The following is a 24421-nucleotide window of genomic DNA, read 5'->3' on the forward strand; positions in this document are numbered from 1 at the left end:
GGTGATAAGGTGTACCGCAAGGGGTAGGTGGGCGGGGTAGTTTTGCGCTATGAAAGAGCTGGCCGATGTGCGGTTTGATAGCGATGTATACTTCGACCGGATTTACCCGGAAAAGGTGAGGGCGTTGTCGCGGGTGCACTGGACGCCGCTCCGTGTCGTCCGGCAGGCGGTTGGGTTCCTGGCGGGCGACGAGGGTACGCGGGTACTGGATATTGGAAGCGGCGTGGGGAAATTTTGCCTGGCGGCCGCGCAGTGCAGACCCGGTTCGTTTTTCTCCGGAGTCGAGCAGCGGGGTGACCTGGTGGATACCGCCAACGAGGCCCGGAAGGAATTAGGGCTTGACAATGTCTCCTTTATTCACGGGAACTTTACCCAGGTGGATTTTGAGCGGTATGATGCCTTTTATTTTTACAATTCTTTTCACGAAAACCTGGACGGGACAGACAAGATAGACGACCGGCTCGTGTATACGGAGGCCTTGTACGACTATTATACGCGCTACCTGTACAGGCAGTTGGACCGGCTTCCGGCAGGGGCGAGACTGGTTACCTATCACAGCATGGACGCAGAAGTGCCGAGGGACTTTCACCGCGTAGAAGAAGCATTTAGCGGCCTGCTCAAATTCTGGATGAAGGTATGACCAAGGCGTCCAATATCCATATATTCCGGCCGAAACTCCTGGATACCCTCCGGGGATACGACCGCCGCCAATTTGCCAGGGATGCCATGGCGGGTGTGATCGTCGGCATCGTGGCATTACCTCTGGCCATTGCTTTTGCCATTGCTTCCGGCGTTTCCCCCGAAAAGGGTCTGATCACGGCTATTGTTGCAGGCTTGTTGATTTCAGCCCTGGGGGGAAGCCGGGTGCAGATCGGGGGGCCTACGGGCGCGTTTATCGTCATCGTCTATGGCATTGTTCAGCAATATGGGGTGACAGGCCTGACGATCGCGACATTGATGGCGGGCGTTATATTGATCCTGATGGGGATCAGCCGGCTGGGGTCTGTCATACAGTATATCCCGTACCCGCTGATTACGGGGTTTACCAGTGGAATTGCTTTGATCATTTTTTCCTCCCAAATAAAAGATCTAATGGGCCTGCATACAGGTGCGGTTCCCGGTGATTTCATCAATAAATGGAAGACATATCTGGATCATTTGTCCACGATTAACCCGGCAGCGATCGCTTTAGGCCTGATTACCGTCGTCATTGTCTTGCTATGGCCCAGGGTTACCCGGAAAATACCAGGCTCCCTGGTAGCGGTGATTGTTACCACGGCAGCCGTGCAAGGGCTTCATTTGCCAGTGGATACTATTGGAACGAGGTTTGGCGCTATAACGGCAACCCTGCAACGCCCCGGCATTCATCTACCCGGCATTACCGAATTGAAACTGCTCATACAGCCCGCGTTCACCATTGCCTTATTGGGTGGGATCGAGTCCCTGCTATCGGCGACGGTGGCCGATGGGATGATCGGGGGCAACTATAGACCGAATACGGAATTGATCGCCCAGGGTATAGCGAACATGGTGACGCCCCTGTTTGGCGGTATTCCTGCAACAGGTGCGATTGCCCGCACGGCGACCAACATCAAAAACGGTGGCCGTACACCGGTGGCCGGCATGATCCATGCGCTGACACTGCTATTGATCATGCTTTGTGTCGGTCGCTGGGCGGTTCTTATACCCATGTCGACGCTGGCGGGTATTCTGGTAGTGGTTGCTTATAATATGAGTGAATGGGAAAACTTCGTGTCCGTGCTGAGGGGGCCAAAGGGGGATGCCGTCGTGCTGATGACGACTTTTTTATTGACTGTACTCGTAGACCTTACGGTGGCTATCGAAATTGGAATGGTCCTGGCGTGCTTCCTTTTCATGCGGCAAATGATCCGTTTCAGTGGGGTGACTATCACCATGGACAAAGAAGAAGAGGCGTTTCAGGCCCCTGCCCACGTAGACATTTTCGAGTTTAAAGGACCCTTGTTCTTTGGGGCCGCCTATAAATTCAAGGAAGCCATCAAGCAAACGGAAAATCCACCCCGGGTGCTGATTATCCGGATGAGATACGTGCCGATTGTCGACACGACGGGGATCAGGACCCTCCGGGAAATATATAAGCATACAAGAAAAAGGGGCACCCGCCTGATCCTCTCCGAGGTCGCCAGCGCCCAGGTGATGCAGGAGCTGAAGGACGCTCGCCTGCTCTTTGCGGTGGGCAAAAAAAATGTGACGGCCACATTCCCGGCAGCACTGCGCCGGGCAAACGACATCCTAACCGATCAACCCAGCCATCTATGAAAGGCGAAACCGAAACTTTTTTTCAATCTGCAAAACCCCTGACCCGGAAGATCCTGGATCAATTGAAGGCCGCGGGTGTCCAATATGTCACCGTGAAGGGGTATACCCTGGACAAGCGACCCGATTACATCGAACCTTACTATATATTGCTCGTCCCTGTAAAGAAAGACAGCGGGTCATTGGGGATCTATGAACCGATAGACAGCCAGATTCTGTCCGGTTGGGCGGATGGGGGGACGGAGACGAAGATATTGGTGGCCGGCGGCGGGTGGGAATAAAAGGGTTAGTCGCATCTTTTCCCCGATTGGTGGGGAAACCAAAAACAAGAATACGCGGGCGCCCTATCTTGGAGAAAATTCCAGCCATGGACCACCCATTCGGCCCGCTGATGCTCCACGTCGAGGGACTTGGCGTCCGCTACGGAAACTTTCAGGCCGTAAAAGACGTCTCCTTCGAGGTACACCCGGGGGAAATTTTCGGCTTGCTCGGACCCAACGGTGCGGGCAAGACGAGCACCCTTAGCGCCATAGAAGGCCTGTTAAAACCCAGCGAAGGTTCGATCCGCGTCGCGGGCTATGACCTGAAGGTTAAACCGCGCCATGCCAAGGCCGCCATGGGGGTACAACTCCAGGCGACGAGTTTCCAGTCGGACCTGACGGTAGAGGAGATCATCAAACTATTCGGCGGCATCTATGGGGTTCACTTGTCAAAAGGCAAAATCGAATCCATCCTGGACGACATCAAACTCGCGGAGGCCTCCACCAAGAAGTTCGGGCAGTTGTCGGGTGGACAACAGCAACGGGTTTCCCTGGTGATCGCCACCATCCATAACCCCAGGTTGGTTCTGTTGGACGAGCCGACCACCGGTCTTGACCCCCAGTCGAGGCGCCAGTTGTGGGAGCGTATCGAGGCGATCAGGGACAAGGGACACGGCATCCTGCTGACCACGCACTCGATGGAAGAAGCCGAGTCGGTTTGTGACCGGATAGGTATCATCGACCATGGTAAGGTGCTTACGATAGACACGCCCCAGGCGCTTATCGACCGCCATAAAGAAGAACCGGAAGTCATCGCGGTGTCGCGCAGGGGCCGCGTGACCCTCGAAGACGTATTTATTGCCCTCACCGGTAAAACCGTTCGCGCATGACCCCCATACCTTCCACCTCCACCGTCCTCCGTACGTTACTAAGGGCGGATATGTTGACCCAGTGGCGCAACCGCCGGGCGTTCCTCTTGTCGCTGCTGGTGCCGGTCGTGATTCTCATTTCCTGGAAGTCCCTGGTCGACAAGATGGGGGCCGCTTATGCCTTGTCGACCAGCATCACCATCGGCGTGGCGGCGTCCTGCCTGATAGGGTACAGTAATGCGATCGCCAGGGACAGGGATAAAGGCGTCTTCCAACGGTTACGGGTAGCCCCGGTTCCGGCCTGGACGGTCATGGGCAGCCGGTTGATCGTGCAGTTGATCACGATCCTGATCACAACCATCGCCGTGTACCTGGTGGGTTTTTATGTGGACCATATACAGATCACGCTCCAAGGATACCTCCTGGGTCTTGTCGCCGCGTTGACCGCGGCCCTGGTCTACCTGTGCCTTGGTCAGATGATCGTCGGGCTGATCAAAAATCCGGAAACGGTCAATTCCACCACCCGCCTGGTGTACCTGGTCTTTATCATGGTGGGGCTTTTCGGAGAGATGGGTGCGCTGGGCAATGACATGAAGGTCGTCACCCAATGGTCGCCCTACGGGACCGTGAAAAGGGTGCTGGGTGCCAGCATGCAACCCGGTGCCTGGAACACCGGGGTTACCCAGGCGATCCTGGTCGCTGTCGGCTATGCCCTCGTCTTTGCGGCGGTGGGGATCAAAAAATTCCGATGGGATAGTCGCTAACTGTGCGGCAGGAAGCCTTCGTCTTTGGCTTTCTTTATCAGTTCCTGGATGTTCTTGGCGTTGAACCTCTTTTTAAGGCTGTAGGTATGGGCGTCAACCGTCTTTGGGGCACAGCCCATCTTTTCCGCGATGGCACTGCGGGTAAAGTGCTTTTCCCAAAGCTTGAGGACCTGGTCCTCGCGGATCGTAATCCCCTTTGGGTTGGGCTTCATCATTTCGAGCAGCCAGTCGGAGGCGTGTTTCAAAGAATCGCAGATCGCGGTCCTTATGCAGGGGACGTCGATTTCAATGATATGTTTACCCGTGTTTTTGCCGAGGGCGTCGGGCGCTACGATGGCTGCTGCAGCGATGCCCTTGGTGCCTTCCGCGCTGGACAGGTAGGCCGTGGCGCTATCATCGAATTCGTTGAAAGGGTTATTGACGACTATCAGATAAATATTTTTACCCAGGCGAAGATTGTGCCGTTGCTCTACGGCAAGTTTACTCATCGTTTCAGTGACACGGCCTACGGGTTTCCACCGGGCAATGACTATTCCTGATTTCTCTACCGCATAACTTATAAGAAGTGTATCCATAAAAATTTCTAAGTCTTTATACGGAGACGCCTCCGTATTTATACTTAGAAACAAAGTTAAAAAGCACAGCTATGGTTTACTACATACTTCTATAAGTTTTTATTTTTTTAGAATTATAGGTTATAACATTCAGCAAAAGTGTTCTTATTTTATAAACCTCCCTCTCCTGGCGGCCGCCACCAAATCCACGGTGTTGTGCACGCCGAATTTTTTGCGCAGATTTTCCCGGTGTTTGTTGACTGTGGCTTCGAGGATGCCCAGGGTTTTGCCGATTTCGCCGCTGGTCAGGCCACGGGCCACGAGCGGGAGAATGGCGCGTTCACGCCGGGTCAGCCGGATCTTGGTGGGGGCAGCTCCGGTGCGTTCGATGGGTTGGGTACACAACAGCAGGCATTCGCGAAGGATCCCCTGCTCGTAAGCGTCGGTGGAGGCTTCCAGCGACTGGCGGAGCGTTTCCACGAGGTTGTCCAGGCCGAGCATTTTCCCTATAACAATGATCCTGCCGAGGCCGTCCGGGAGGAAGGACGCGGTGAGGCGAACGGTTAGCCAGGCGCCGCCGGATGTCGCTAAACGGCGGATGGGCAGCACCAGCGTACCGGTATCGGGTATACGCAACCAAAAGCGCGTCAAGGGGTGGTCCGAAAGGGCGGCCAGGGTGGTACCCGCCAAAGCGTCCTTGCTGTAACCCAATCGTGTCCGGACAGTGTGGTTCATTTCGGTGATGACACCGTCGGTGTCCAGGATAAACACCAGCTCCGAAAAAGCATCTCGAATGTGGTTATGATAGTCCCGGCTCAGTGTTTCCATCTCCGCTCTGGTAAGTATCGTCATCGAATATCATGGTCAAAAAGTTTATCCGTATAAATACGGAAATACTTCTCCGTATTTAAGCGGATATTGCGTCATCACATCGTACGCCTAAACCTGTTTTGTCAATGTTTAAGTAAGGGAGTCGGAATGTGTTTGTGTCTCAGTTAGGGGCAATAGGGGTGGGGAGACCCGGTGCATGAGTTCCTGGAAAGCCTTCCTGGTCCTGAGGCTGCACCGCCTATAGTTGCGGATTTTATTCAGAATCCTTTGAGTATCGGATAGTTCTGTATATAGCTTTCCGGCCTCGATGTGCGCTTTTACGCGCTGTTCCGGGACCCTGGCCTCGAACTGGTCTTCCGGGTCCATCAGGATTCGATCCAGAAGGATTCCAGCCATAATTTTTACGGTATCCTCATCAATTTGAATGTCCTTTTTCGTCATAGCTAGGCAGTTCTACGTATATAACGTACCTAGTTATTTTCCGTTGTACCGTAAATGGGATTTTTTAAAGGGCGCCGAGCATTTTGCGTAAAGAGGCCAGGGCTTTTGCCCGGTAACCCCTCACGCAACCTTCCGTGATCTGGAGGCTTGCGGCGATTTCAGCGGAGGATTTTTCCAGCAGGTCCATTTTGACCACCCTTCTTTGTTGCACGGGGAGTTTTTCCAGGGCGGCCGACAGGGTCATGATCGTTTGTTCCTGGAGCCGGGCGCTTTTTACGGTGGCCAGCACGGAATCCTCTGGCATCTGCAGCACTTCCCAGCGGTAAGCGAGGTGGAGGTTCGCTTTTTTACGCGTATTCCGCTTCCGGATATGGTCTATACAGGCATTTTGGGTCAGGAGTCGGAGATATCCCGCCAGCTTCTTCTCGTCGGAGAATTTGAGGGCGGCGCGTCCTTCCCACAACTTTTGAAATACTTCCAATACGATATCTTTGGAAGACAAGTGCTCGCCCAATGTTTCGCCGGCCTGGTATGTAAGTTTTTGAAAATAATCGTAAAAGATGCGTTCCAGGGTCCTTTCGTTTATATGGATATGCTGATCGTTAGGAATCATAGGTCCTTATGGTTATGATTGGTGGGTAAAATTAGAGAACTTCGGCGCATTTTTATAGCTGTTAATTTTGGTAAATTTCATTAATCAATTGGTTGTGCATTATTTTAGAATTATTACATTTCATTTTTTGTGGGTTTGCTTCGCAATGACCGCCACGGCACAGGTGGATGCTTACCTGTCCACACACAGCTACGGCTTTTCACTGGACAGCGGTTTCGACGCCCGCACCCAAGACTCGTTAAAGGTCCGGTTGCAGGGGTATCGATTGGTGCTCCAGGCGGAAGGGGGCTCCCATCAGCTCCGGTTTTATACACGCCTTCCCCTGGTTTGGATCGGTTTTCTAAACCGGCAAATGGGATTGACGCATTTTTTCCTGGAGGGAGGACATGGCGCACACCTGCTGGCGGGTCAATACCTCCGTACCGGAGATACGTCCTATCTCCATATACGGGACAAGGTTTTTTGGAAAGGTCTTTTAGCCTACGATCAGAACCGGCCGGAAAACCGCCGTGTCTTTCCCGGAGGCGGGGTGGATTTTGAGAGGGTCAATGCTTGCGTACCGGCTTTGTCATTTTTGTGGAAACAAAAGGCACCGGCTTTGCTGCATTATGCCGATTCACTTTTGCAGCGCTATGAAGATACGACACGAAACTGCGATACGCTCCTCACATTGATAAAAAATTTGAAGGAAGATTTTGTACGGCGTCCTGAAGATTATAAAGTTGGTCTTGGAGAATACTTTTTGGATTATCAAGATATAATCTTCAATCCCGGCACGTGCCGGGACGTATATCGAAATAGGAACGGGCACATGGCCGGGCGCCTCCTTGCTTTTGCCGCCCGCCTGGGGGATCCCATTTACTATGGGGAATTCGGCGAAGCCCATACGCTCCTCAACGAGAAAAAGACGATGGGGCATCTGATCAATACCGCACCCGGTTGGGAGGGAAAAGTATGCGCCGTCAACCTTTACTGTTATCAATGTACCTCGACCGAACCGGTGAGCAATTGGCCGCTTCATAAGATCGAGCCGGATATCCTCCAACACTTCCTGCCGCTTTGCAAGGAAGACTTTACGCTGTTTGATGTATCGGGGCTACCCCAATACAGCGCGTATGGACCGCTTTTGATCATAGCGCGGGGACAGCACTAGTCTTCCCCTATGACCTCCCGGACCATCTGTTCCCTGAACGATACGAGCAACGCCGCCTTCTGCTGCGCGATCACCCGTCCCGCGGCCGTTTGCATTTTGTCCGGCAACTGCAGCAGCTTCAGTTGAAAATGATCCAATGCAAAGTGCCGGTCGTCGGGTGTCCGCTCCAACGCCAGGGGATCCTCCTCGTGAAACATCCGGCTGTGCATAAACCCCGCCGTATAAAAAGTCCGCGCGATCCCGATGGCCCCCAGGGCTTCCATACGGTCCGCGTCCTGGAGGACCTTTGCCTCGTAGGTGGTCGCAGGTATGCCCGCGGAAAAACTATGGGCTTCGATAGCGTGACGAACGGCGTCTATGCGATCCGCGGGGAAGAACGGAAATTCTTCGCGCAGCAATACCGCGGTTTTTTCAGCGGCGAGCACAGATGATCTGGACCGGTCGGGATGGTTCTTAGGCAAACTAACGAGGTCATGAAAATAACTTGCCGCAAGCAACACATAAAGATCCCCCTTCCCCTCTTCGGCGGCGTCGATGCGGCGACACATGTTCCATACCCGCCGGAAGTGTCCGAGGTCGTGGGAGCCGTCTTCGGCAGAAGCGGTTGCCTTCAGGTACGCTATAAATTGTTGTTCGAGCGCGTGCAGGTTCATCATGATGCAATAATAAAAATTTTGCCGCAAGGAAAACCACCGCGAAGATAATGTCGTAGGTTCTTTATGTAGGGAAGTCGCCCCTACACATCCCCTCAAAAATATCGTTATGAAAAAAATATTCATTGCTGCCGGAGGCTTGTGCCTTCTGGCACTGGCGCTGCACATTTACCTGGCGTTGAAACCCGTGAAAGTCACGCCCGGCCTTCGCGAAATGGCGCGCATCGACGTACGCCAGCCGATGAGCGCCAAAGATGCAAAAACGGTCACCACCTGGTTGTATAAGGAAAAAGGTATCGATCACGTATTGGTAAACCCACAAACCCAAAAGGTCATTTTCACCTATTTCCCCTACCAAACCAGCGCCCAACAGATCACCAGGGATTTCAAAGCGGCTTTGCCCTATAACGCCGATCGGTTTATGCCCACGGAAGACCAGATGGCATCCGCTGGATGTCCAGTGGCGGCGGTAAATTTCGGCCTACAGGTAAAACGTTTCTTCACACATCTTTTTTAAACCCACACACATATGAAAAATGCAGCAACGTTCTTGCTGGGCCTTTTTATTGCCCTATCCATGTTCCCTTCCTGCTCCAAAAGCAGCAAAAATTCCTCACAGCCGACCTTGTACGATTCACTGGGCGGAACGGCGATGGTCTCCGACCCCGCCAACAGCGGACAGATGATCGAAAAGGGACGCCTCGGTATCCGCAGCGTGGTGGACAGCGCCATCTTTGTGATCGCCGGGGACGACTCGATCAACCCCTATTTTATGACCCTGCTTGCAGAGGTCGGCGCGAACAATTTCAGCGGCTTTAACGCGCTCAGCAAAAACCTCACCGACTTCTTTTGCGTGGGAACAGGTGCCAAAGACTACACGTATTCGGGTTTGAGCATGAGCAATGCCCACAACCCCGCGACCAATCACCGGATCTCGAACAAGGTAACGGCCGGTGCCTTTAACGAATTTATCGTCGACGTGGTGATCGCGGCTAACAAGAACGGGTTACCCGCCAACCTCACCGCTTCGGTGGGTCGCGTCATCGAATCACAAATGTCTGTGGTTGTCCAACGGTAGAATCATCTATGAAGCGCCGCTGCAACGGCGCTTTTTTTGTTCCGGGATACAGGGACCTGGGTCCCGTCGTCGAGCAGGAGGTACCCCCCGTCGTCTTTTACCCAGCTCCGGACAAAGCGTTGGTTGACGAGGTGGGATTGATGGCAGCGGATAAAGCCATAGTCCCGGAGCATGTCCTCGTATTCGTGGATGGCCCGGGAAGTGGTCAGGCGTTCCTCCCCGGCCAGGTAGAAGTGGCTGTAATTGTTGGTTGATTCCAGGCGGATCACCTGGCGGACCGGCACAAAACGCGTTTCTTTTAGCGTCGTCAGGGCAATGCGGTGGTCCTCTCTGTGCTGCTGCCGGAGCAGGTGCACCAGGTTCTCCAACTGCCCCTGGGGGTGCCCCCGGCGTTGGATGGCCTTGTCGACCGCCGTCCTCAGCTCGTCGATATGGATCGGCTTCAGCAGGTAATCCAAAGCGGAGAACTTCACCGCCTGTATGCCATACTGGTCGTGGGCCGTTACAAAAATGACGTCGAAGCTGTACGTATGGAGCGACCGCAGCAGGTCCAGCCCCGTCTCGCCGGGCATTTGTATATCAAGGAAAAGCAAATCCGGGCGCACCCGCTCCAACAGTAACCGCCCCTCCTTCGCGCTCAGGGCGGTACCCGTCACCGTGACCTCGGGGCAATACGCCCCCAGCAGGTGACCCAGGTTGTCCAGGTTGTTTTGTTCGTCGTCGATCAATACGGCCGTCAGCGTCATTGTATCCAGTGTTGAAAAACCAGGGTGACCGTGGTGCCCATCCCCGGCGTGGTGTGGAGGTCCATGCGGATGGAAGAACCGTCCAGCACTTCGTTCAGCAGCCCGATCCTTTCCCGGGTCAGGGTCAGTCCATAGCCCCCGTTCACCTGCGAAGGGTCAAAGCCTTTGCCGTTGTCCCGGATCAGACAGGTGAAATTACCGTTTTCCCATAAGAAGCCGATGTCGATCCGCCCTTCGTCCCGGAGTGCCGAGATACCATGTTTGACCGCATTTTCCACCAGCGGTTGCAACAACAGGGAAGGGATTTCCAGGTCCGCCACCGGCAGGTCTGGCGCCTTGTGCATGGTATAGACAAAAGGAAAGCGCAACTGCTCCAGCTTCAGGTACGTGTCCAGCGTCTGGATCTCCGCCTCCAGCGGCGTAAAGTCATGACGGCTTGCTTTTAAAGAGTTCCGGAGTAGGTGCCCAAAGTCGGACAGATAGCGGTTGGCGCCCTCCACATCGCCCTTGTTGATCAACGCCTGTATCGAAGAAAGTGCATTAAACACAAAATGCGGGTTCAGCTGTGAGCGGATCGACTTCAGCTCGATCCGCAGCTTTTCCCGGTTCAGGCGTTCCCGTTGCGCCCGCCGCCCGAGCCACAGCAACCACCAGGCCACCGCACCGCAAAGGACGGCCGCCGCCAGGAGACAAACCTTAAACCAGACCGTTTGTGTCCAGGCCGGCTCAATGACAAACCCATAACTGTTCGGGTTGTGCCGCTGGCCGCTAAACCGCATGTTGAGCACGTACGTCCCGGGAGAAAGGTCCCTCAGCCAGATAAAATTCAGGTCGAAGTCATTCGTCTTCCACGGGACAATGATTTGGCCGTCGCGGACCAACTGGTACTCCAGGGCCTTCCGGTCGAATATATGTGCCGCCAGGTAAAAGATCAGGTTGTTCTCGTCATGATGAAGCCGCAAATGTTTGGGCAATCCCGACCCACTGTCCAGCTCGCTGCGCGGATACTTCCGGAGCCACTTTAGCGTATCTTCCGCGCTGGGGTTAAGGTTATAATTGTTGGTAACGTGTTGTAAAAAATCGTTCATCTCCAGAAACGACCCCAATTCGTCCGGCATGTAGATATTGAACAGCTCCGGCCGCATCTGTTCCCAATACACCACCGAGGTCGCTAACATCCTGTGCGTCTCCTTGTCCCGCAGCTCCGCCACCAGGTAATGGTCCCAGTCCGTATGATACCCCCCCAGCAATCCGCTTGGTTTGCCATCCCCGTTTGGTGCAAACGCGTCCGTAAACGCGTGAAAAGCGCTCCACGGCACCACCTCCGTCTTTGCATCTCTCAGGATGCGGTATTCAAACCGCCCCGCATTCTCCCTCGTCACCCCCGGTGCATAAAAAAAGACATCCGAAGAATCATAGGCATTCAGCTCCCGGAAATACCCCCAGTCCCGCTCCGGTTCCAGCGGCACCGCCGGTGTATGGTCGATCGCCTGGAAGTACTTCCCATTGTACGGCACCGCCGTCTCCAGGAAGGGGCTGTCCGTGTTGCGGCCGTTCCACGCGAAGGAGGTGGAATAGTTGTTCCATTCGATCCCCGTGGGAACCTGCGCGGCGGCGCCCATCCGCGCGGCCGTGGCCGCAAGGGCCAGGGCCCAGCCGCGGGCCGCAGCCCACCGCCGCGCCGAAGCCGCCGCCACCGTCCACCGCCGCGCCGAAGCCGCCGCCGCCGTCCACCGCCGCGCCGAAGCCGCCGCCGCAGCCCACCGCCGCGCCGCTGCCGCCCACCGCCGCGCCGCAGCCGCCCACCGCCGCGCCGCCGCCGTCCACCGCCGCGTCGCTGCCGCCCACCGCTGCGCCGCGGCGGCCGCCTGGCGCGCGCCTCCCATGCCTACGGCGCCGCCCAAAACGCCTCCGGATTATTGGTTCGATACGTCACAAACGTCACCTGCTCTTTGGGGTATGTATGGACGGTCTTATCGGGCCCCTGCTGGAAATAATCCAGCGGCAGCAACCGGATATACGCCAACGTCTTCCCGGTGGTGCGGGCTTCCGTATCATATTCGCTGGCCACCGGGCATTCCAGGATATACAGGTTCTTGGCCATATAGCTGTACAGGTAATCTTCTTTCAGCGTTGACGACAAATGGTTCCAGTTGGCGTCGGGGTTGACGATCAGCGGGCGGTCGTCGATCAGCCGTTGCCGTACTTCGGCGAGACCCAGCAATTGTCCCTGTTCGTTCATGACATAGGCTTCGTTGGTCGGGTCCATCCACACCCACTTGTGTAAGGAGGGAATGTATACCATATTGATGACATGGCAATCGTTGTCGACATGAAGACTGTCTTTCGGCAAACAGGTGACGAAACGGGACTTGAAACCCATGGCCAGGTAACACTCGTTGAGGACGGTGGCCAGGCCACGGCAGTTGAGCCCGCGGTGTTCCCTTTTGCAGACCGCGATCATCGCCAGGGCGTTGGCGACGTCTGGGTTGCCGTGGTTGCCGTCGTGGGGTACGAGGTTGTGTATCCACCGCATGAGGTTGATCACCTGGGATACGTCGTTGGCCTTACCCGCAATAGAGTCCAGGTTGAAGGCCGTCCGGAGCGCCTGTAAATGAGGATCCGTCGCCGGGGCATAGGTAAAGGCGGGGAGCGGCCGCTGGTCCGCCGTATTGTAGGCGCCCGCCCGGCCCAGGATGTACCTATAGTCGCCCACTGTCCGCACAAAAGCCATCAGGGTCTTGAAACGGGTCTCATCGTGCAGCCCCGTCAGGTCGCTGTCCGTGGACATGTGCATATAGTCCAGGTAGCCTGCCTGGATGGACTTGTCCAGGTACAGCAGGGCGCGGTCCTTACTGTTCAGCAGCGCAAACGTGCAACTGAGGTTGTAAAAGGCATTTTCGAGGTACCCCCGGTAGTTCCGCTGGTCAAAGGAATCGAGTTGGTCATATCGTTTGATGAATTCGGAAAGGAGGCTGTTGTAGCGGACGGTGTCCCGGGCTTCGTAGGCCTTTACAAAAAGATCATTCTGATGGTCGGCGAAGCGCGCGAAAGAAGTGTCGGCCGTGTGTAACCAGGCCAGAAGAAGCAAAAAAGTCATGGCTATACGTTTGACTCAAAGATAACAAAACCCAAAAGCAAGGAAATGCCGTTTTGAATCAGGTATGATCCGAGGCGAATTTGGACTTGGCGTATTCACTGGGCGTCATTCCAAACTGTTTTTTGAATTCCCGGCTAAAGTATTTGCTGTCGTTGAACCCGACACTGTAGGCCACTTCGTAGACCGACAACCGTCCCTCCTCCAGGAGCCGGGCGGCTTTCCGGAAACGAGCCTGCCGGACAAAGTCCCCCACGGACAGCCCGGTGAGGGCCTTGACCTTTTTGTACAGGACGGACTGGCTCATGGCCACTTTGGTGCACAGCAGCGGGATGTCAAAGGCTTCCCCGTCCAGGTTTTCTTCGATGATCGCCACCAGGTCCCGGAGGAAGTCGTTGGGGATCGTGCTTTCCCCGCCCCGTCCCGAGAGCTGGAGGCCGTACTTGCGGCGCATGGTCTCCACCGACGCCAGCAGGTTGCGTATGTGCAACAGGAGCACCTGTACGCTAAAGGGTTTGGTCAGATACACGTCCGCGCCCTTTTCGAGACCATGGACCTGGTGCGTGACCGAAGCCTTTGCCGTCAGCAGGATAACGGGGATATGGTTTGTCCGGGGGTCCGTTTTAAGCAGTCCGCAAAGCGTCAGGCCGTCCATCTCCGGCATCATGACGTCGCTGATGACCAGGTCCGGGATCTCCGTCGTCGCCGTTTCCCAACCGGCGGCGCCGTGGGGGCTTTCCAGGACGCAGTATTCCGGAGGCAGAGCCTGGGTAATAAAGGCGCGGACCTCGGGGTTGTCTTCGACCAGCAGAAGTGTCGCTTTACGAGGGGCCGCGACTGGCCCCGGAGCGTCGGTCGCGGATGGGGCCGTCGCGGGCTGGCCCGGAAGCCGGTCAGGGTGGGGCCGCCCCGGCAAGGCCCCAAGGCGTGGCAGCACTTCCTGCCCCGGTTCCACCTCCACCCGCGGCACCAGCTGCTCCTTTGTAAAGTGCTCATACCCCGTCCGCAGCGACACCGTAAAACAAGTCCGTTCGTCCGGCCGGCTTTCGACCGTCAGGCGCCCCTTGTGCAACTGGACGATGCTCCGCGACAACGCCAGGCCGATGCCATAGCCCGTGTTCCGCGTGTCCCGGTCGTCTACCTGGAAGAAGTTGACGAACAATTTGTCGATGTGCTCCGGCGCGATGCCCTTCCCGTTGTCGGTTACTTTCACCTCCACAAAACCGGAACGCTTTTCTACGGTCACGCTGATCGTCCCTCCCTCCGGTGTAAACTTAAACGCGTTTGACAGGAGGTTGTACAGTACCTTTTCCAACTGGATGGGGTCCGCATACACCGTCAGGTCTTCTTCCGTTGCGATAAAGTCCGTAATGATCCGCCGCGACAGCGCCAGGTCGCCAAAGGAAGCAAAGACGTCCCGCCCAAATGCCACCATATTGACCGGGCTGACGTGGAGCTTTAGGTGGTGCGTCTCCGCCTTGCGGAAGTCCATCAATTCCTCCACCAGTTGGAGGAGTCGCCCTGCATTGCTGGACACGTGCGCCAGTTGCCGCCCGAGTGCGCTGTCCGCCTGCTCCAGCCGCAGCTTTTCGATGGGCCCAGCGATCAGGGTAAGCCGTGTCCGGATCTCGTGCGAAATATTGGTGAAAAAATTAAGCTTGGCCTGGTGCAGCGCATTGTCTCTTTTCAACGATGCGCGTATCCAGAAGAAGCGTATGAGGAGGAAAAAAAGTGATGCCGTAGCCAACGCATACAACGCATAAGCCCACCACGTTTTCCACCAGGGGGGCAGGACCTCCAGGGACAAAGCCACCGGCGCGCCCCACAACCCGTCATTGTTGGCCCCTTTGACCAGCAACCGGTACGTACCCGCCGGGAGGTTCATATAGTGTACGGAGGGTACGTCCGTGTAGTGCCAGGAAGAGTCAAAACCTTCAAGCGTATAGGCGTACTTATTTTTCCCTGGCTTAATAAAGTTCAGCAGCGCAAAGTCGATGCTGAATACATTTTGCCGCGCCGTCAGCGTCACCCCGCTGCTATGGGAGATGTCCGCATCCTTGCTGTCGAGGACACGCAACCCCGTAAACACCAGCGGCGCCGTATCCCTGTTGGTCTCGATCCGCTCCGGATAAAAAGCCGTCACCCCGTTGTACCCGCCGACAAACAGTTCCCCGTCCGCCGCTTTATAAAATGAGTTATAGTTGAATTCGTTTGCTGCCAACCCATCCGCCCGTGTGTAGTTCTTAAAGACGCCTTTGACCGGATCGAACCGCGCCAGCCCGTTGTCTGTACTAAACCAGAGTTTCTTTTGATCGTCCTCCAGGATACCGATCACATTGTTGTTGGGCAACCCGTCGCGTTGCGTATAGGTCGTCCAATGAGGCCCGTCGTATACCCGCGCTCCCCCGAAGTACATACCCACCCAGACACGCCCGTCCGTGCCTTCGCGGATGCAATTCACGGTGCCGCGCCCCAACTGCCTGCAGGCGCCCGACCGCGGGTCGTAGACAAAGAGGCCGTCGGATAGGCCGATCCAGACGGCACCTCGACTGTCTTCGAGGAGCGCCCGCACGGGGTCGCTTCGCAGCGGCGCGGATAGGGGAGGGCCCGCAACCTGGGCGAAGCCGGCGTCAGCTCCGCCCGGCGTCACTCCGCCCGCCGTGAAAAACTTCAGCCCCCCCTGAGTCCCGACCCACAGGGTCCCCGCGCCGTCCAGCAAGACGGCGTTGATCTCCGAATTGAGCGTAGCGGGATCATTGGGCGCATACAAAAAGTGGCGGAAGCCGCCGGCTCGGCCCTCGGCCCCACCATCCCCCGGGCCTCCGGCCCCACCCGGTATCCACAAATTGAGCCCACCCCCGTGGGTCCCCGCCCAGATACGCCCGGCGCGGTCGCGGTAGAGGACCTTGACGAGGTTGGAGCCCAGGCTGGAAGAAACACCGGAGGCGTTGCGGTAGTAGGTGAACCGGCCTGTGCCCCGGTCGAGACAGTTGAGACCGCCGCCCTCGGTACCCAGCCAAAGTTGGTTGCCGCTGCCGCCGACGATCCCGCTGACAACGTTGTTGTTGATGCTGGAGCCGGGGGGACCGCTTTGGTAAACGGTGAACGGGGTGGCGGTGGCATAGGTGACGTTGACGCCCCCAAAATAAGTACCCACCCACACGGAGCCTTCATGATCCTGGCAGATGCTATAGATGGAATTCTGGCTAAGACTGGATTTGTCGTCGGGCTGGTGCAAAAAGGTGGTCAATACACCCGACACGGGGTCGGCAATGGCGAGGCCTTCCTGCGTCCCGATCCATAAACGTCCGTCCCGGTCGGTGAGGATCTTGCGGATGTTGTTGCTGGGCAGACCGGTGAGCGGGCTAAACTTCCCGGTGCGGGGGGCATACCGGTTGACGCCTTGGTGCTGGGTGCCGATCCATAGCACCCCGGTCTTGTCTTCCGCGATGCTGGTAATATAATTACCGGTAAGCACAACAGCCGTATGCCCGTTCGTGTCCATGCGGATCAGCCCGGTCCCGGTGCCGATCCAAAGGGTGCCCGTCTGGTCTTCGCAAAGCGCGCGAATGTTGTTATCCAGGTCGCCGCCGCCCTGGGGTAGGCCGCCACCACCCTGGCGCCCGCCGCTGCCCTCCGGGTCGCGCCCGCCGGGAAAGCTATACACCCGGGAGATGCGTTGCTCTCCGCCTTGTATCTGGTCGAGCCCGTGTGGCGTCCCCACCCAGATGTTTCCGCGATGGTCCTCCAGGAGGCAATTGACGGAGACGTCCCGGCTTTGGGGGACGAAATGACTGTCATATAATACATGGCAGAAAATCCCTTTGACGGGATCGAACCGGTCGAGGCGGCCGGAAGCGCCCACCCAAAGAAATCCCCGGGTGTCCACCAAGAGCGCGTTAATATAATTATCGGAAAGGCTGTTGGTGTCGTCAGGGTCGTTCTGGTAGGCTTTGAAACGGACACCGTCGTACCGGTCGAGTCCGTAATGGGTGCCCAGCCAGATAAACCCTTTGCGGTCCTGGACGATTTGCATGACCGAATGCTGGGAAAGGCCGTCTTCGACCGTAAAATGATGGAACTCCCGCCGCTGGGCGGCGAGGCTCCCCGGAAACATCAACAGCAATATAACCCTCTTCACGGGTAGAAAATTAGGGATTGTTTTTCTGCTTTTCCCGCGCCCGTGGCGCAAAAACCAAAAACTCCCCCCTTTTACAAAGGATTTTCACCCCCTGCTTCGGGGGGCAGCGCCCATTTTTGTTGAAGTCATTCTTCACCAAACTTCGATTGTATGCGTATGAACAGGCCCCTATTGATTGCCGTTCTCCTCTTTCTCTCCCTGTCGGGGTGGGCCCAGGTCAAAACCATGACCGGCACGGTCACGGACGAGACCGGTAAACCCATCCCCTCCGTTTCCGTGACCATAAAGGGTAAACAGGCGGGAACCGAGACCGATGAAACCGGTCATTTTTCCATCGGCGCCGCACCCGGGGCGGTTCTTGTCTTTAGTGCCGTCAATTTCGACACCCGGGAGCTGGTCATAACGGCGAAGACAATCTATAACATCTCCCTAAAGGCTAAGACCGGGTCGGTAAGCGACGTGGTCGTGGTTGGCTACGGCGCCCAGAAAAAGATCGACCTGACGGGGGCGGTCTCTACCGTGGACGCCAAGACCATCGAGAACCGGCCCATCGTGAATGCGGTAGACGGTCTCCAGGGTGCCGCGCCCGGTCTGATCGTCACCCGGAGCTCGGGCCAGCCCGGGCTGGAGGGGTGGAGCCTGAACGTGCGTGGTTTTTCCTCGCTCAACGGCACCAACCAACCCCTGGTCGTCATCGATGGGGTTCCCAATGGGAATCTAACCACCCTCAACCCTATGGATATTGCGACCATTTCCGTCCTAAAGGACGCTGCGGCCGCCGCCATCTATGGTGCCAAAGCCGCCAGCGGGGTCGTGATCATCACGACCAAAATGGGGAAGGCCGGCAAGGTCAGCGTGGACTTTAACGAGTCTTATGTCATTAAAAAGTCCTACGACATCCCCCAGCGCATCCCGTCCTGGAAAGAAAGCATCATGCAGGACACGGCAGCTTCCAACGCGGGTACGGCCCAGCCCTACAACCAGCAACAGATCAACTGGATGCGGAGCTCCGACTCGAACTATATCGCCAATGACCCCTATGGTGTCAACTATTATTACAACATCAACCAGGTTGGCATCCTGCTCCGGAAAACGACGCCCAGCATGAACTACAACGTCGACGTCCGGGGCGGTGACGAGAAGACCCAGTATTACCTGGGCACCGGGTATTACAAGGAGCAGGGTGTGCTGAAGTTCGGACCCGACGCCAACGAACGCTATAATGTGACGTTTAATTTGTCGAATCGCCTGGGGTCTGTTTTCAGCCTGGACTCCCGGCTTTCGTATAATGAGAACCTTATACAGCAACCCACCATCGCCGCTAACGGAGAGTACGGGCTGTTTTACAACCTCTACCAACTGAGGAACCGCTATCCCATTTTCCTTCCCGGTTCCACCACCCAGTTTGCCTATACCGGGAGCGGCTCGGACGACTACGCCGTCCTGAACAGCGGCTCTTACAACAATACCATCCAAAACCAGTTGAACGGGGTCTTTACCCTTAAGGCCGCGCACTTTATCAAAGGCCTGGACCTCTCCCTACGGTACAACCCGTACTTCGAGCAGGACAACAACAACATCTTCAACCAGTCCATCCCGCTCTGGGCCTACAATACAGCGGGCGTGGCGACGATCAAAAGCTATACCGTCAACCCCAATTCCCTGCAAAAGACCCGGACCACCCAGACCTCTTACGACGTCCAGGCGTTGGCCAACTATGAACTGGACGTGCATCGTGACCACCACTTCCACCTCCTCGGCGGTTTCGAGGACCAGTATTACAATTATGACTACCTGAGCGCGTACAACAACGCCCTTGTCAACAACAACCTCCCGACCCTGAACTATACGACCAATGCCAACCTGCCCCCGAGCGATATCGGGGACAATATCCAGACCAATGCATGGGTATCGTTCTTTGGCCGGTTCAATTATAATTACAAGGAAAAATATTTCCTCGAAGCCACCTTGCGTAACGACGCCAGCTCGCGCCTCTCTCCCGGTCACCGGAGCCAGGCTTTTCCCTCCATTTCCGGCGGCTGGAGGCTGAGTAAAGAATCCTGGTTCAACAAAGCGCTGCCCTTTTTTGACGAATTCAAACTCCGCGGCTCCTGGGGCCGCCTGGGGAACGCGCAATTGGGTGCGCTTTCTACAAACAACTACAATTACATCGCCACCCTCAATGCCAATACGACGGGCTATCCCTTCAATAACCAATCCAATATCTATATCTACCAGTCTTCCCTGCCCAGCCCCTCTCTTGGTTGGGAAACCATCACCACCACCGATGGGGGCCTGGATGTAACCCTATTCCAGCATCGCCTTATGGCCACCTTCGACTACTTCGAGCGGGACAACAACAACGTCCTGATCACCCTGAACGAGCCCGCCGTACTCGGCGTATCCCCCAGCCAGACCAATGCCGCCGCCATCCGGGACTGGGGCTGGGAATCCACCGTTGGCTGGAGGGACAGGGTAGGGAAGGTCAACTACTGGGCTTCGGTCAGTGTTTGGGACGACAACAACAAGGTCACCAAATACAACGGGAACGTCGTCATCAGCAATGGCGTGAACTTTGCGATCCCCGGCTACTCCATCAACTCCATTTTCGGGTACAAGGCCGTCGGCTATTTCCAGAACCAGGCCGATGTTCAGAAGAGCCCCTCCCAGTTCAACTTCAACAACCAGGGTCCCGGCGACATCAAGTACGCCGACATCAATAAGGACGGCGTCATTAACGGCGGGATCGGTACACTTGCCAACCATGGGGATTTGGTCTACCTGGGGAATACGTCACCGCGTTATTCATACGGTGTCAACCTGGGCGCGCAGTGGAAAGGCTTTGACCTGGGCGTCTTCCTGCAAGGCGTGGCCAAGCGCGGCATGCTCATCGACCCCTCCGCCGCGCAGCCTTTCGTCAACTCCTGGCGCATGCCCTGGGCCATCAACGAGAACTACTGGACGCCGGAGAACCCTAACGCTCTTTTCCCCCGTCTTTATCCAGGTGGGGGCACCAACACGGTCATCTCCAGCAAGTGGGTCCAGAACGCCGCCTACCTTCGCCTGAAAAACCTTCAGGTGGGTTATACGCTTCCCGCCGCCCTCACCGCGCGGGCGAAGATCCAGACTGTACGGATTTATTTCAGCGGACAGGACCTCTGGGAGAAAAACAAGATGTGGTTCAAATATTATGACGCCGAGGACCCCACCAACGCCAGCTTCCAGTACCCCTTTTTCCGTTCGTTCGCCTTCGGCCTGAACCTCACTTTTTAAACCAGGAGATCATGAAACGTACTATAGCATCTGTCATACTGTTGGCATCCCTGACTGGTTGCTCCAAGCAGCTTGTCCAGAATCCCCAGACGAGCCTCACCGACGCCTCGTTCTGGAACACCCCTTCCGATCTGAGCGAAGCCTGTACCTATTTATATACCTTTTTACCCGGTCTGGGTACCGACGATCCCACGGGCAATCCCACGCCTGCCCAGGACGACTATTCCAATATCGGTTATGGTACCGGCACCGTCGGGGTGGGGGATGGCTCCCGCATCGCCCCGGCCACGTCCTCGGAGTGGACGAACTTCTATAAGCTCATCCGGGCCGCCAACAACATCCTCCAGAAGTCGGTCACCGTTACCGGCGACACCGGCCTGATCCATCAATACCTTGGAGAGGCGCGTTTCTTCCGCGCCTGGGGCTACTTCGAGCTCGTCAAGCGTTTTGGGGACGTCCCCCTGGTCATGCGGACCCTGACCCTTTCCGACAGTCTTCTGTACGGCCCCAGGACCGCCCGGGAAACCGTTATCGACAGCGTCTATGCCGACCTCACGTACGCCGCCATTTATTGCCCCCAGCCCGACATTGCCCAAAGCAAAAGTGAGTATGGCCGGGTCACCGCCACGGCCGCGCTGGCCCTGGAATCCAGGGTCGCCCTTTTCGAAGGGACCTGGGATAAATACCATGGCGGTGGCAACGCGACCGCTCACCTCCAGATCGCCGTCCAGGCTGCCCAGGCCGTCATCAACGGGGGCAAGCATACCCTTTTTGTGGCGTCCGTTCCCGACAGCAGCTACTACTATCTTTTCCAATACCAGACCCAGCCCTCCACCGAAAACCAGATCGTCGCGGGCGGCAACCCCACCCCTGGCGGTACCAATTTTACCTACGCCACCAACAAAGAGATCATCCTTCCCAAACTGTACGGTGTCAGCCTCAGCAACATCATCAGTTCGCATTCTTATGAACGGGGCTACCTGGAGCAGGGCAACATCACCGCCTCCCGGGGCTATGTGAATGCCGTCCTCTTTAAAGACGGCCTTCCTGCCGGCCAATCCGTCTATGACTCGACCTACAAGCAGACCAGCCCCCTGACCGAATTCCGGAACCGGGATCCCCGTATGGGCATGACCCTCCTCAGCTCCGCCAATATCTGGCCCCAGCTCCAGGGCATCATCCCCTACATCCCCGGTCTTTTGTATAAGGTCCGGAAGTATTTTATCGTCCAGGACTGGACCAATCAAACCAGCTTCGTCAATTTCCTGGCGATCCGGTATGCCGAAGTGTTGCTGAACTATGCCGAAGCCACCTACGAACTCAACGGGAACATCAGCGACGCGGACCTGAACCTCACGGTGAACGCCCTCCGCGCCCGGGCCACCAACAACAACCCCTCTGTACTGCCCTCCCTCACCAACGCCTTTGCGACGGCCAACAGCCTCAACCTCCTCACCGAGATCCGCCGGGAAAGAACCGTGGAGCTGGCCTTCGAGGGCTTCCACTACTGGGACGAGCTCCGCTGGAAAACCGCCGAAACCGAACTGCCCCTGGCCGTGGAAGGCCCCCAATACTTTGGTCCTCCCTACCAGGCTTCCGTAAACAATCCTATCTTAGATGCAAACCATTTTGTCATCCTGGAAAGCGCGGGCAAGCGCAGCTTTAACCCCGCCCGGGACTATCTTTGGCCGCTGCCTACCCAGCAGCTTGCCTTGAACCCGAACCTGGTGCAGAACCCGAACTGGTAAGTTATGAAGCAACTTTTTTTTCTGATGGGACTCCTTTTGATCGCGCGTGTTGCCCCCCCGCGCAACTACCTCTCCTCGGCCCTGGAAGCCTCCGGCCTCCACCTCACCCTGGAGCAGGTCCAAACCTGGAGGGAGGCCCGGAAGCAAAAAGTGCTGACCGCCATCAAGGCGTTGCCCGATTCTGTAAAAGCCAGCCTCACTGCGAGGGCGGACCGGTATATCGATTTTACCTGGCCCGCCCTCCCGGTGAGCCTTTACCACGAGTTTAAGACGACCGGCAACCGCACCCATTATGAGACCCGGTTGACCGAACGCCGGACCGCCCTCGCTTCCCTGGTCATCGGCGAGCTGGTGAGCGGTGATCCCAAATACATGCCCGCCATTGCCGACGGACTTTGGGCCACGCTTGAAGAAAGCACCTGGGTGTTGCCCGCCCACGTCGGGATGCAACACATAGGTACCGACCTGCCCGACCCCGACGAAAACGTCGTCGACCTCATCGATGGAGAAACCGCGTCTTCTGTCGGCGCCATCCAGTGGCTGCTGTCCAGCGAGCTCGACCGTTTTTCCCCCGTGTTGGGTAAACGCGTCCGCTACGAGCTCACCCGCCGCGTCATCGCGCCCTACCTGGGACGGAATGACTTCTGGTGGATGGGTTTTAACAACCGCGTCCCCAACAACTGGAACCCCTGGATCAACGGCAACGTCCTCGTCGCCGAGCTCCTGACCGGTGTCCATGCCGACACTATCAACCTCGTCCTCGACAAGGTCCTGCGCAGCACCGACAACTTCGTTAATGGGTACGGGGACGACGGTGGTTGTGACGAAGGCCCCACCTATTGGAGCGAGGCCGGGGGCAAGCTCATCCATATCCTCGAACTGGCGTCTTCAGTGTCCGGCGGGCGTCTGGATTGGTCGGGCATTCCCTTGCTGCATCGCATCGGTTCCTACATCAGCACCATGCACATCGCGGGTCCGTATGTCGTCAATTTTGCGGACGCTACGCCGCGGACGCTACCGGACCCCGTGAGCGTGTATGGCTTTGGACAATACTTTCACGACGACACGCTCCGGCATTTCGCGGCGTATCTTTTCGACTTGCGGCACCGGGCGTTGCCCACTGGCAACGTGCACGACTTTGTGTTGGGCGTGGAGACTTATGGGGCGTTGGCGTCCACCCCCGCAGAGGTAGCTGCTCCTGCACTGCGGTGGCTGCCGTCGGTGCAGGTGATGGTGGCGCGCGCCCCCGACCTCGTTTTCGCTGCCCAGGGCGGCAACAACGGCGAAAGCCACAACCACAACGACGTCGGTAACTTCATCCTGTACGCGGGCGACGCCCCCGTCATCGTCGACGCCGGCGTCGGCACCTACACTGCCAAAACCTTTTCCAGCCAGCGGTATACGCTGTGGAACATGCAGTCCCAGTGGCACAACTGTCCCGTTATCAACGGCGTCCAGCAAAAGGACGGCGCACAGTACAAAGCCACCGACGTACGCCTCGACGGCTCGGTCCTGCGGATGAACCTGGCCAGCGCCTATCCCGCGGAGGCGGCTGTCAAACGCTGGGACCGGACGTTTGACTTCAACCCCCGCGACAAAACCCTCCGGCTCGAAGACGACTTCGTTCTCGACGTCCGGAAGGACTCGACCTGTCTGAACTTTTTAACCCCCTGCACCGTCACCCAAAGCGGCCCCGGCCGGCTCACCTTTAGCAGCCCGTCGGGCACGCCCCTCCTCGTCTTGTCTTTTAGCGCCGCCGCCCTGTCCTGGCAAACGACCGTCAAGGACATGGACGACGCCCGTCTCCAAGACAGTTGGGGTAAAAGCCTTACCCGCGTGTCCCTGGTCCTCAAAGACCCGGGGCTAAGCGGTAAGACCGAGGTGCGGTTTTCAATGCCATGATAC

20 protein-coding genes are annotated in these 24421 nt (G+C 56.8%); 11 read left to right on the forward strand and 9 right to left on the reverse strand.

The features are described from left to right. The first annotated feature begins 49 nt into the window (after positions 1-49). From EDB95_RS23110 to EDB95_RS23130, 5 genes are all read left to right on the forward strand, one after another. Positions 50-640 carry a class I SAM-dependent methyltransferase gene (locus EDB95_RS23110; RefSeq protein WP_133997993.1) on the forward strand — a complete coding sequence of 197 codons (591 nt, stop codon included), beginning with the start codon at positions 50-52 and terminating at the stop codon, positions 638-640. Next, positions 637-2298, forward strand: coding sequence for a SulP family inorganic anion transporter (locus EDB95_RS23115; RefSeq protein WP_133997997.1), 1662 nt, complete (start codon positions 637-639; stop codon positions 2296-2298). The genes EDB95_RS23110 and EDB95_RS23115 overlap by 4 nt, the downstream gene beginning before the upstream one ends. Next, on the forward strand, positions 2295-2576 hold the full coding sequence (locus EDB95_RS23120; protein ID WP_133998000.1) for a hypothetical protein: 282 nt from the start codon (positions 2295-2297) through the stop codon (positions 2574-2576). Before EDB95_RS23115 ends, EDB95_RS23120 begins: the two co-directional genes overlap by 4 nt. Positions 2577-2662: 86 nt before the next feature. Then, positions 2663-3445 carry an ABC transporter ATP-binding protein gene (locus EDB95_RS23125; protein ID WP_133998003.1) on the forward strand — a complete coding sequence of 261 codons (783 nt, stop codon included), beginning with the start codon at positions 2663-2665 and terminating at the stop codon, positions 3443-3445. Continuing rightward, positions 3442-4188, forward strand: coding sequence for an ABC transporter permease (locus tag EDB95_RS23130; protein WP_133998006.1), 747 nt, complete (start codon positions 3442-3444; stop codon positions 4186-4188). The genes EDB95_RS23125 and EDB95_RS23130 overlap by 4 nt, the downstream gene beginning before the upstream one ends. Here the strand turns inward: EDB95_RS23130 and EDB95_RS23135 are convergent. The 4 genes from EDB95_RS23135 to EDB95_RS23150 all read right to left on the reverse strand — a co-directional run bounded on the left by EDB95_RS23135 (position 4185) and on the right by EDB95_RS23150 (position 6627). Further along, positions 4185-4763: a helix-turn-helix transcriptional regulator gene (locus tag EDB95_RS23135; RefSeq protein ID WP_133998009.1), complete on the reverse strand. Its 579-nt coding sequence runs from the start codon at positions 4761-4763 to the stop codon at positions 4185-4187. The genes EDB95_RS23130 and EDB95_RS23135 overlap by 4 nt on opposite strands. A gap of 144 nt (positions 4764-4907) precedes the next feature. Then, on the reverse strand, positions 4908-5594 hold the full coding sequence (locus EDB95_RS23140; protein WP_133998012.1) for a LuxR C-terminal-related transcriptional regulator: 687 nt from the start codon (positions 5592-5594) through the stop codon (positions 4908-4910). A 108-nt stretch (positions 5595-5702) separates the two neighbouring features. Continuing rightward, positions 5703-6014, reverse strand: coding sequence for a hypothetical protein (locus EDB95_RS23145; RefSeq protein WP_133998015.1), 312 nt, complete (start codon positions 6012-6014; stop codon positions 5703-5705). A gap of 64 nt (positions 6015-6078) precedes the next feature. Then, entirely contained in the window at positions 6079-6627 is a 549-nt protein-coding gene (locus EDB95_RS23150) for a sigma-70 family RNA polymerase sigma factor (protein ID WP_133998018.1), read from the reverse strand. A gap of 127 nt (positions 6628-6754) precedes the next feature. Between EDB95_RS23150 and EDB95_RS23155 the strand changes: the two genes are divergently transcribed. Then, on the forward strand, positions 6755-7780 hold the full coding sequence (locus EDB95_RS23155; RefSeq protein ID WP_133998021.1) for a hypothetical protein: 1026 nt from the start codon (positions 6755-6757) through the stop codon (positions 7778-7780). Here the strand turns inward: EDB95_RS23155 and EDB95_RS23160 are convergent. After that, positions 7777-8436: an HD domain-containing protein gene (locus EDB95_RS23160; protein WP_211352187.1), complete on the reverse strand. Its 660-nt coding sequence runs from the start codon at positions 8434-8436 to the stop codon at positions 7777-7779. The two genes, EDB95_RS23155 and EDB95_RS23160, sit on opposite strands and share 4 nt — an antisense overlap. 106 nt (positions 8437-8542) lie before the next feature. Between EDB95_RS23160 and EDB95_RS23165 the strand changes: the two genes are divergently transcribed. Beyond that, positions 8543-8950 carry a hypothetical protein gene (locus EDB95_RS23165; protein ID WP_133998024.1) on the forward strand — a complete coding sequence of 136 codons (408 nt, stop codon included), beginning with the start codon at positions 8543-8545 and terminating at the stop codon, positions 8948-8950. Between the two features lie 12 nt (positions 8951-8962). Next, on the forward strand, positions 8963-9511 hold the full coding sequence (locus EDB95_RS23170) for a globin family protein (protein WP_133998027.1): 549 nt from the start codon (positions 8963-8965) through the stop codon (positions 9509-9511). Between the two features lie 2 nt (positions 9512-9513). Here the strand turns inward: EDB95_RS23170 and EDB95_RS23175 are convergent, their stop codons facing one another. Genes EDB95_RS23175 through EDB95_RS23190 form a run of 4 tightly spaced genes read right to left on the reverse strand, consistent with a single transcriptional unit; the run spans position 9514 to position 17495 of the window. Continuing rightward, complete coding sequence (locus tag EDB95_RS23175) at positions 9514-10257, reverse strand: LytR/AlgR family response regulator transcription factor (RefSeq protein WP_133998030.1); 744 nt, start codon at positions 10255-10257, stop codon at positions 9514-9516. Next, the gene (locus EDB95_RS23180; protein WP_133998033.1) at positions 10254-12161 is read right to left on the reverse strand and encodes a sensor histidine kinase; all 1908 of its coding nucleotides are present in this window, start codon (positions 12159-12161) and stop codon (positions 10254-10256) included. The genes EDB95_RS23175 and EDB95_RS23180 overlap by 4 nt, the downstream gene beginning before the upstream one ends. Beyond that, positions 12146-13357 (reverse strand): transglutaminase-like domain-containing protein, encoded by a 1212-nt coding sequence (locus tag EDB95_RS23185; protein WP_133998035.1) that lies wholly within the window; start codon positions 13355-13357, stop codon positions 12146-12148. Before EDB95_RS23185 ends, EDB95_RS23180 begins: the two co-directional genes overlap by 16 nt. 58 nt (positions 13358-13415) lie before the next feature. Continuing rightward, positions 13416-17495, reverse strand: coding sequence for a hybrid sensor histidine kinase/response regulator transcription factor (locus EDB95_RS23190; protein ID WP_133998038.1), 4080 nt, complete (start codon positions 17493-17495; stop codon positions 13416-13418). A gap of 150 nt (positions 17496-17645) precedes the next feature. Here EDB95_RS23190 and EDB95_RS23195 point away from each other — a divergent pair, with 150 nt between their 5' ends. From EDB95_RS23195 to EDB95_RS23205, 3 genes are read left to right on the forward strand one after another with little or no spacing between them, the layout of a single operon-like run. After that, on the forward strand, positions 17646-20768 hold the full coding sequence (locus EDB95_RS23195; protein ID WP_133998041.1) for a SusC/RagA family TonB-linked outer membrane protein: 3123 nt from the start codon (positions 17646-17648) through the stop codon (positions 20766-20768). An 11-nt stretch (positions 20769-20779) separates the two neighbouring features. Further along, positions 20780-22516 (forward strand): RagB/SusD family nutrient uptake outer membrane protein, encoded by a 1737-nt coding sequence (locus tag EDB95_RS23200; protein ID WP_133998044.1) that lies wholly within the window; start codon positions 20780-20782, stop codon positions 22514-22516. A 3-nt stretch (positions 22517-22519) separates the two neighbouring features. Then, positions 22520-24418, forward strand: a complete 1899-nt coding sequence (locus EDB95_RS23205) for a heparinase II/III domain-containing protein (protein ID WP_133998047.1) — start codon at positions 22520-22522, stop codon at positions 24416-24418. Positions 24419-24421 lie beyond the last annotated feature (3 nt).

Source organism: Dinghuibacter silviterrae, from assembly GCF_004366355.1.
Classification (GTDB): domain Bacteria; phylum Bacteroidota; class Bacteroidia; order Chitinophagales; family Chitinophagaceae; genus Dinghuibacter; species Dinghuibacter silviterrae.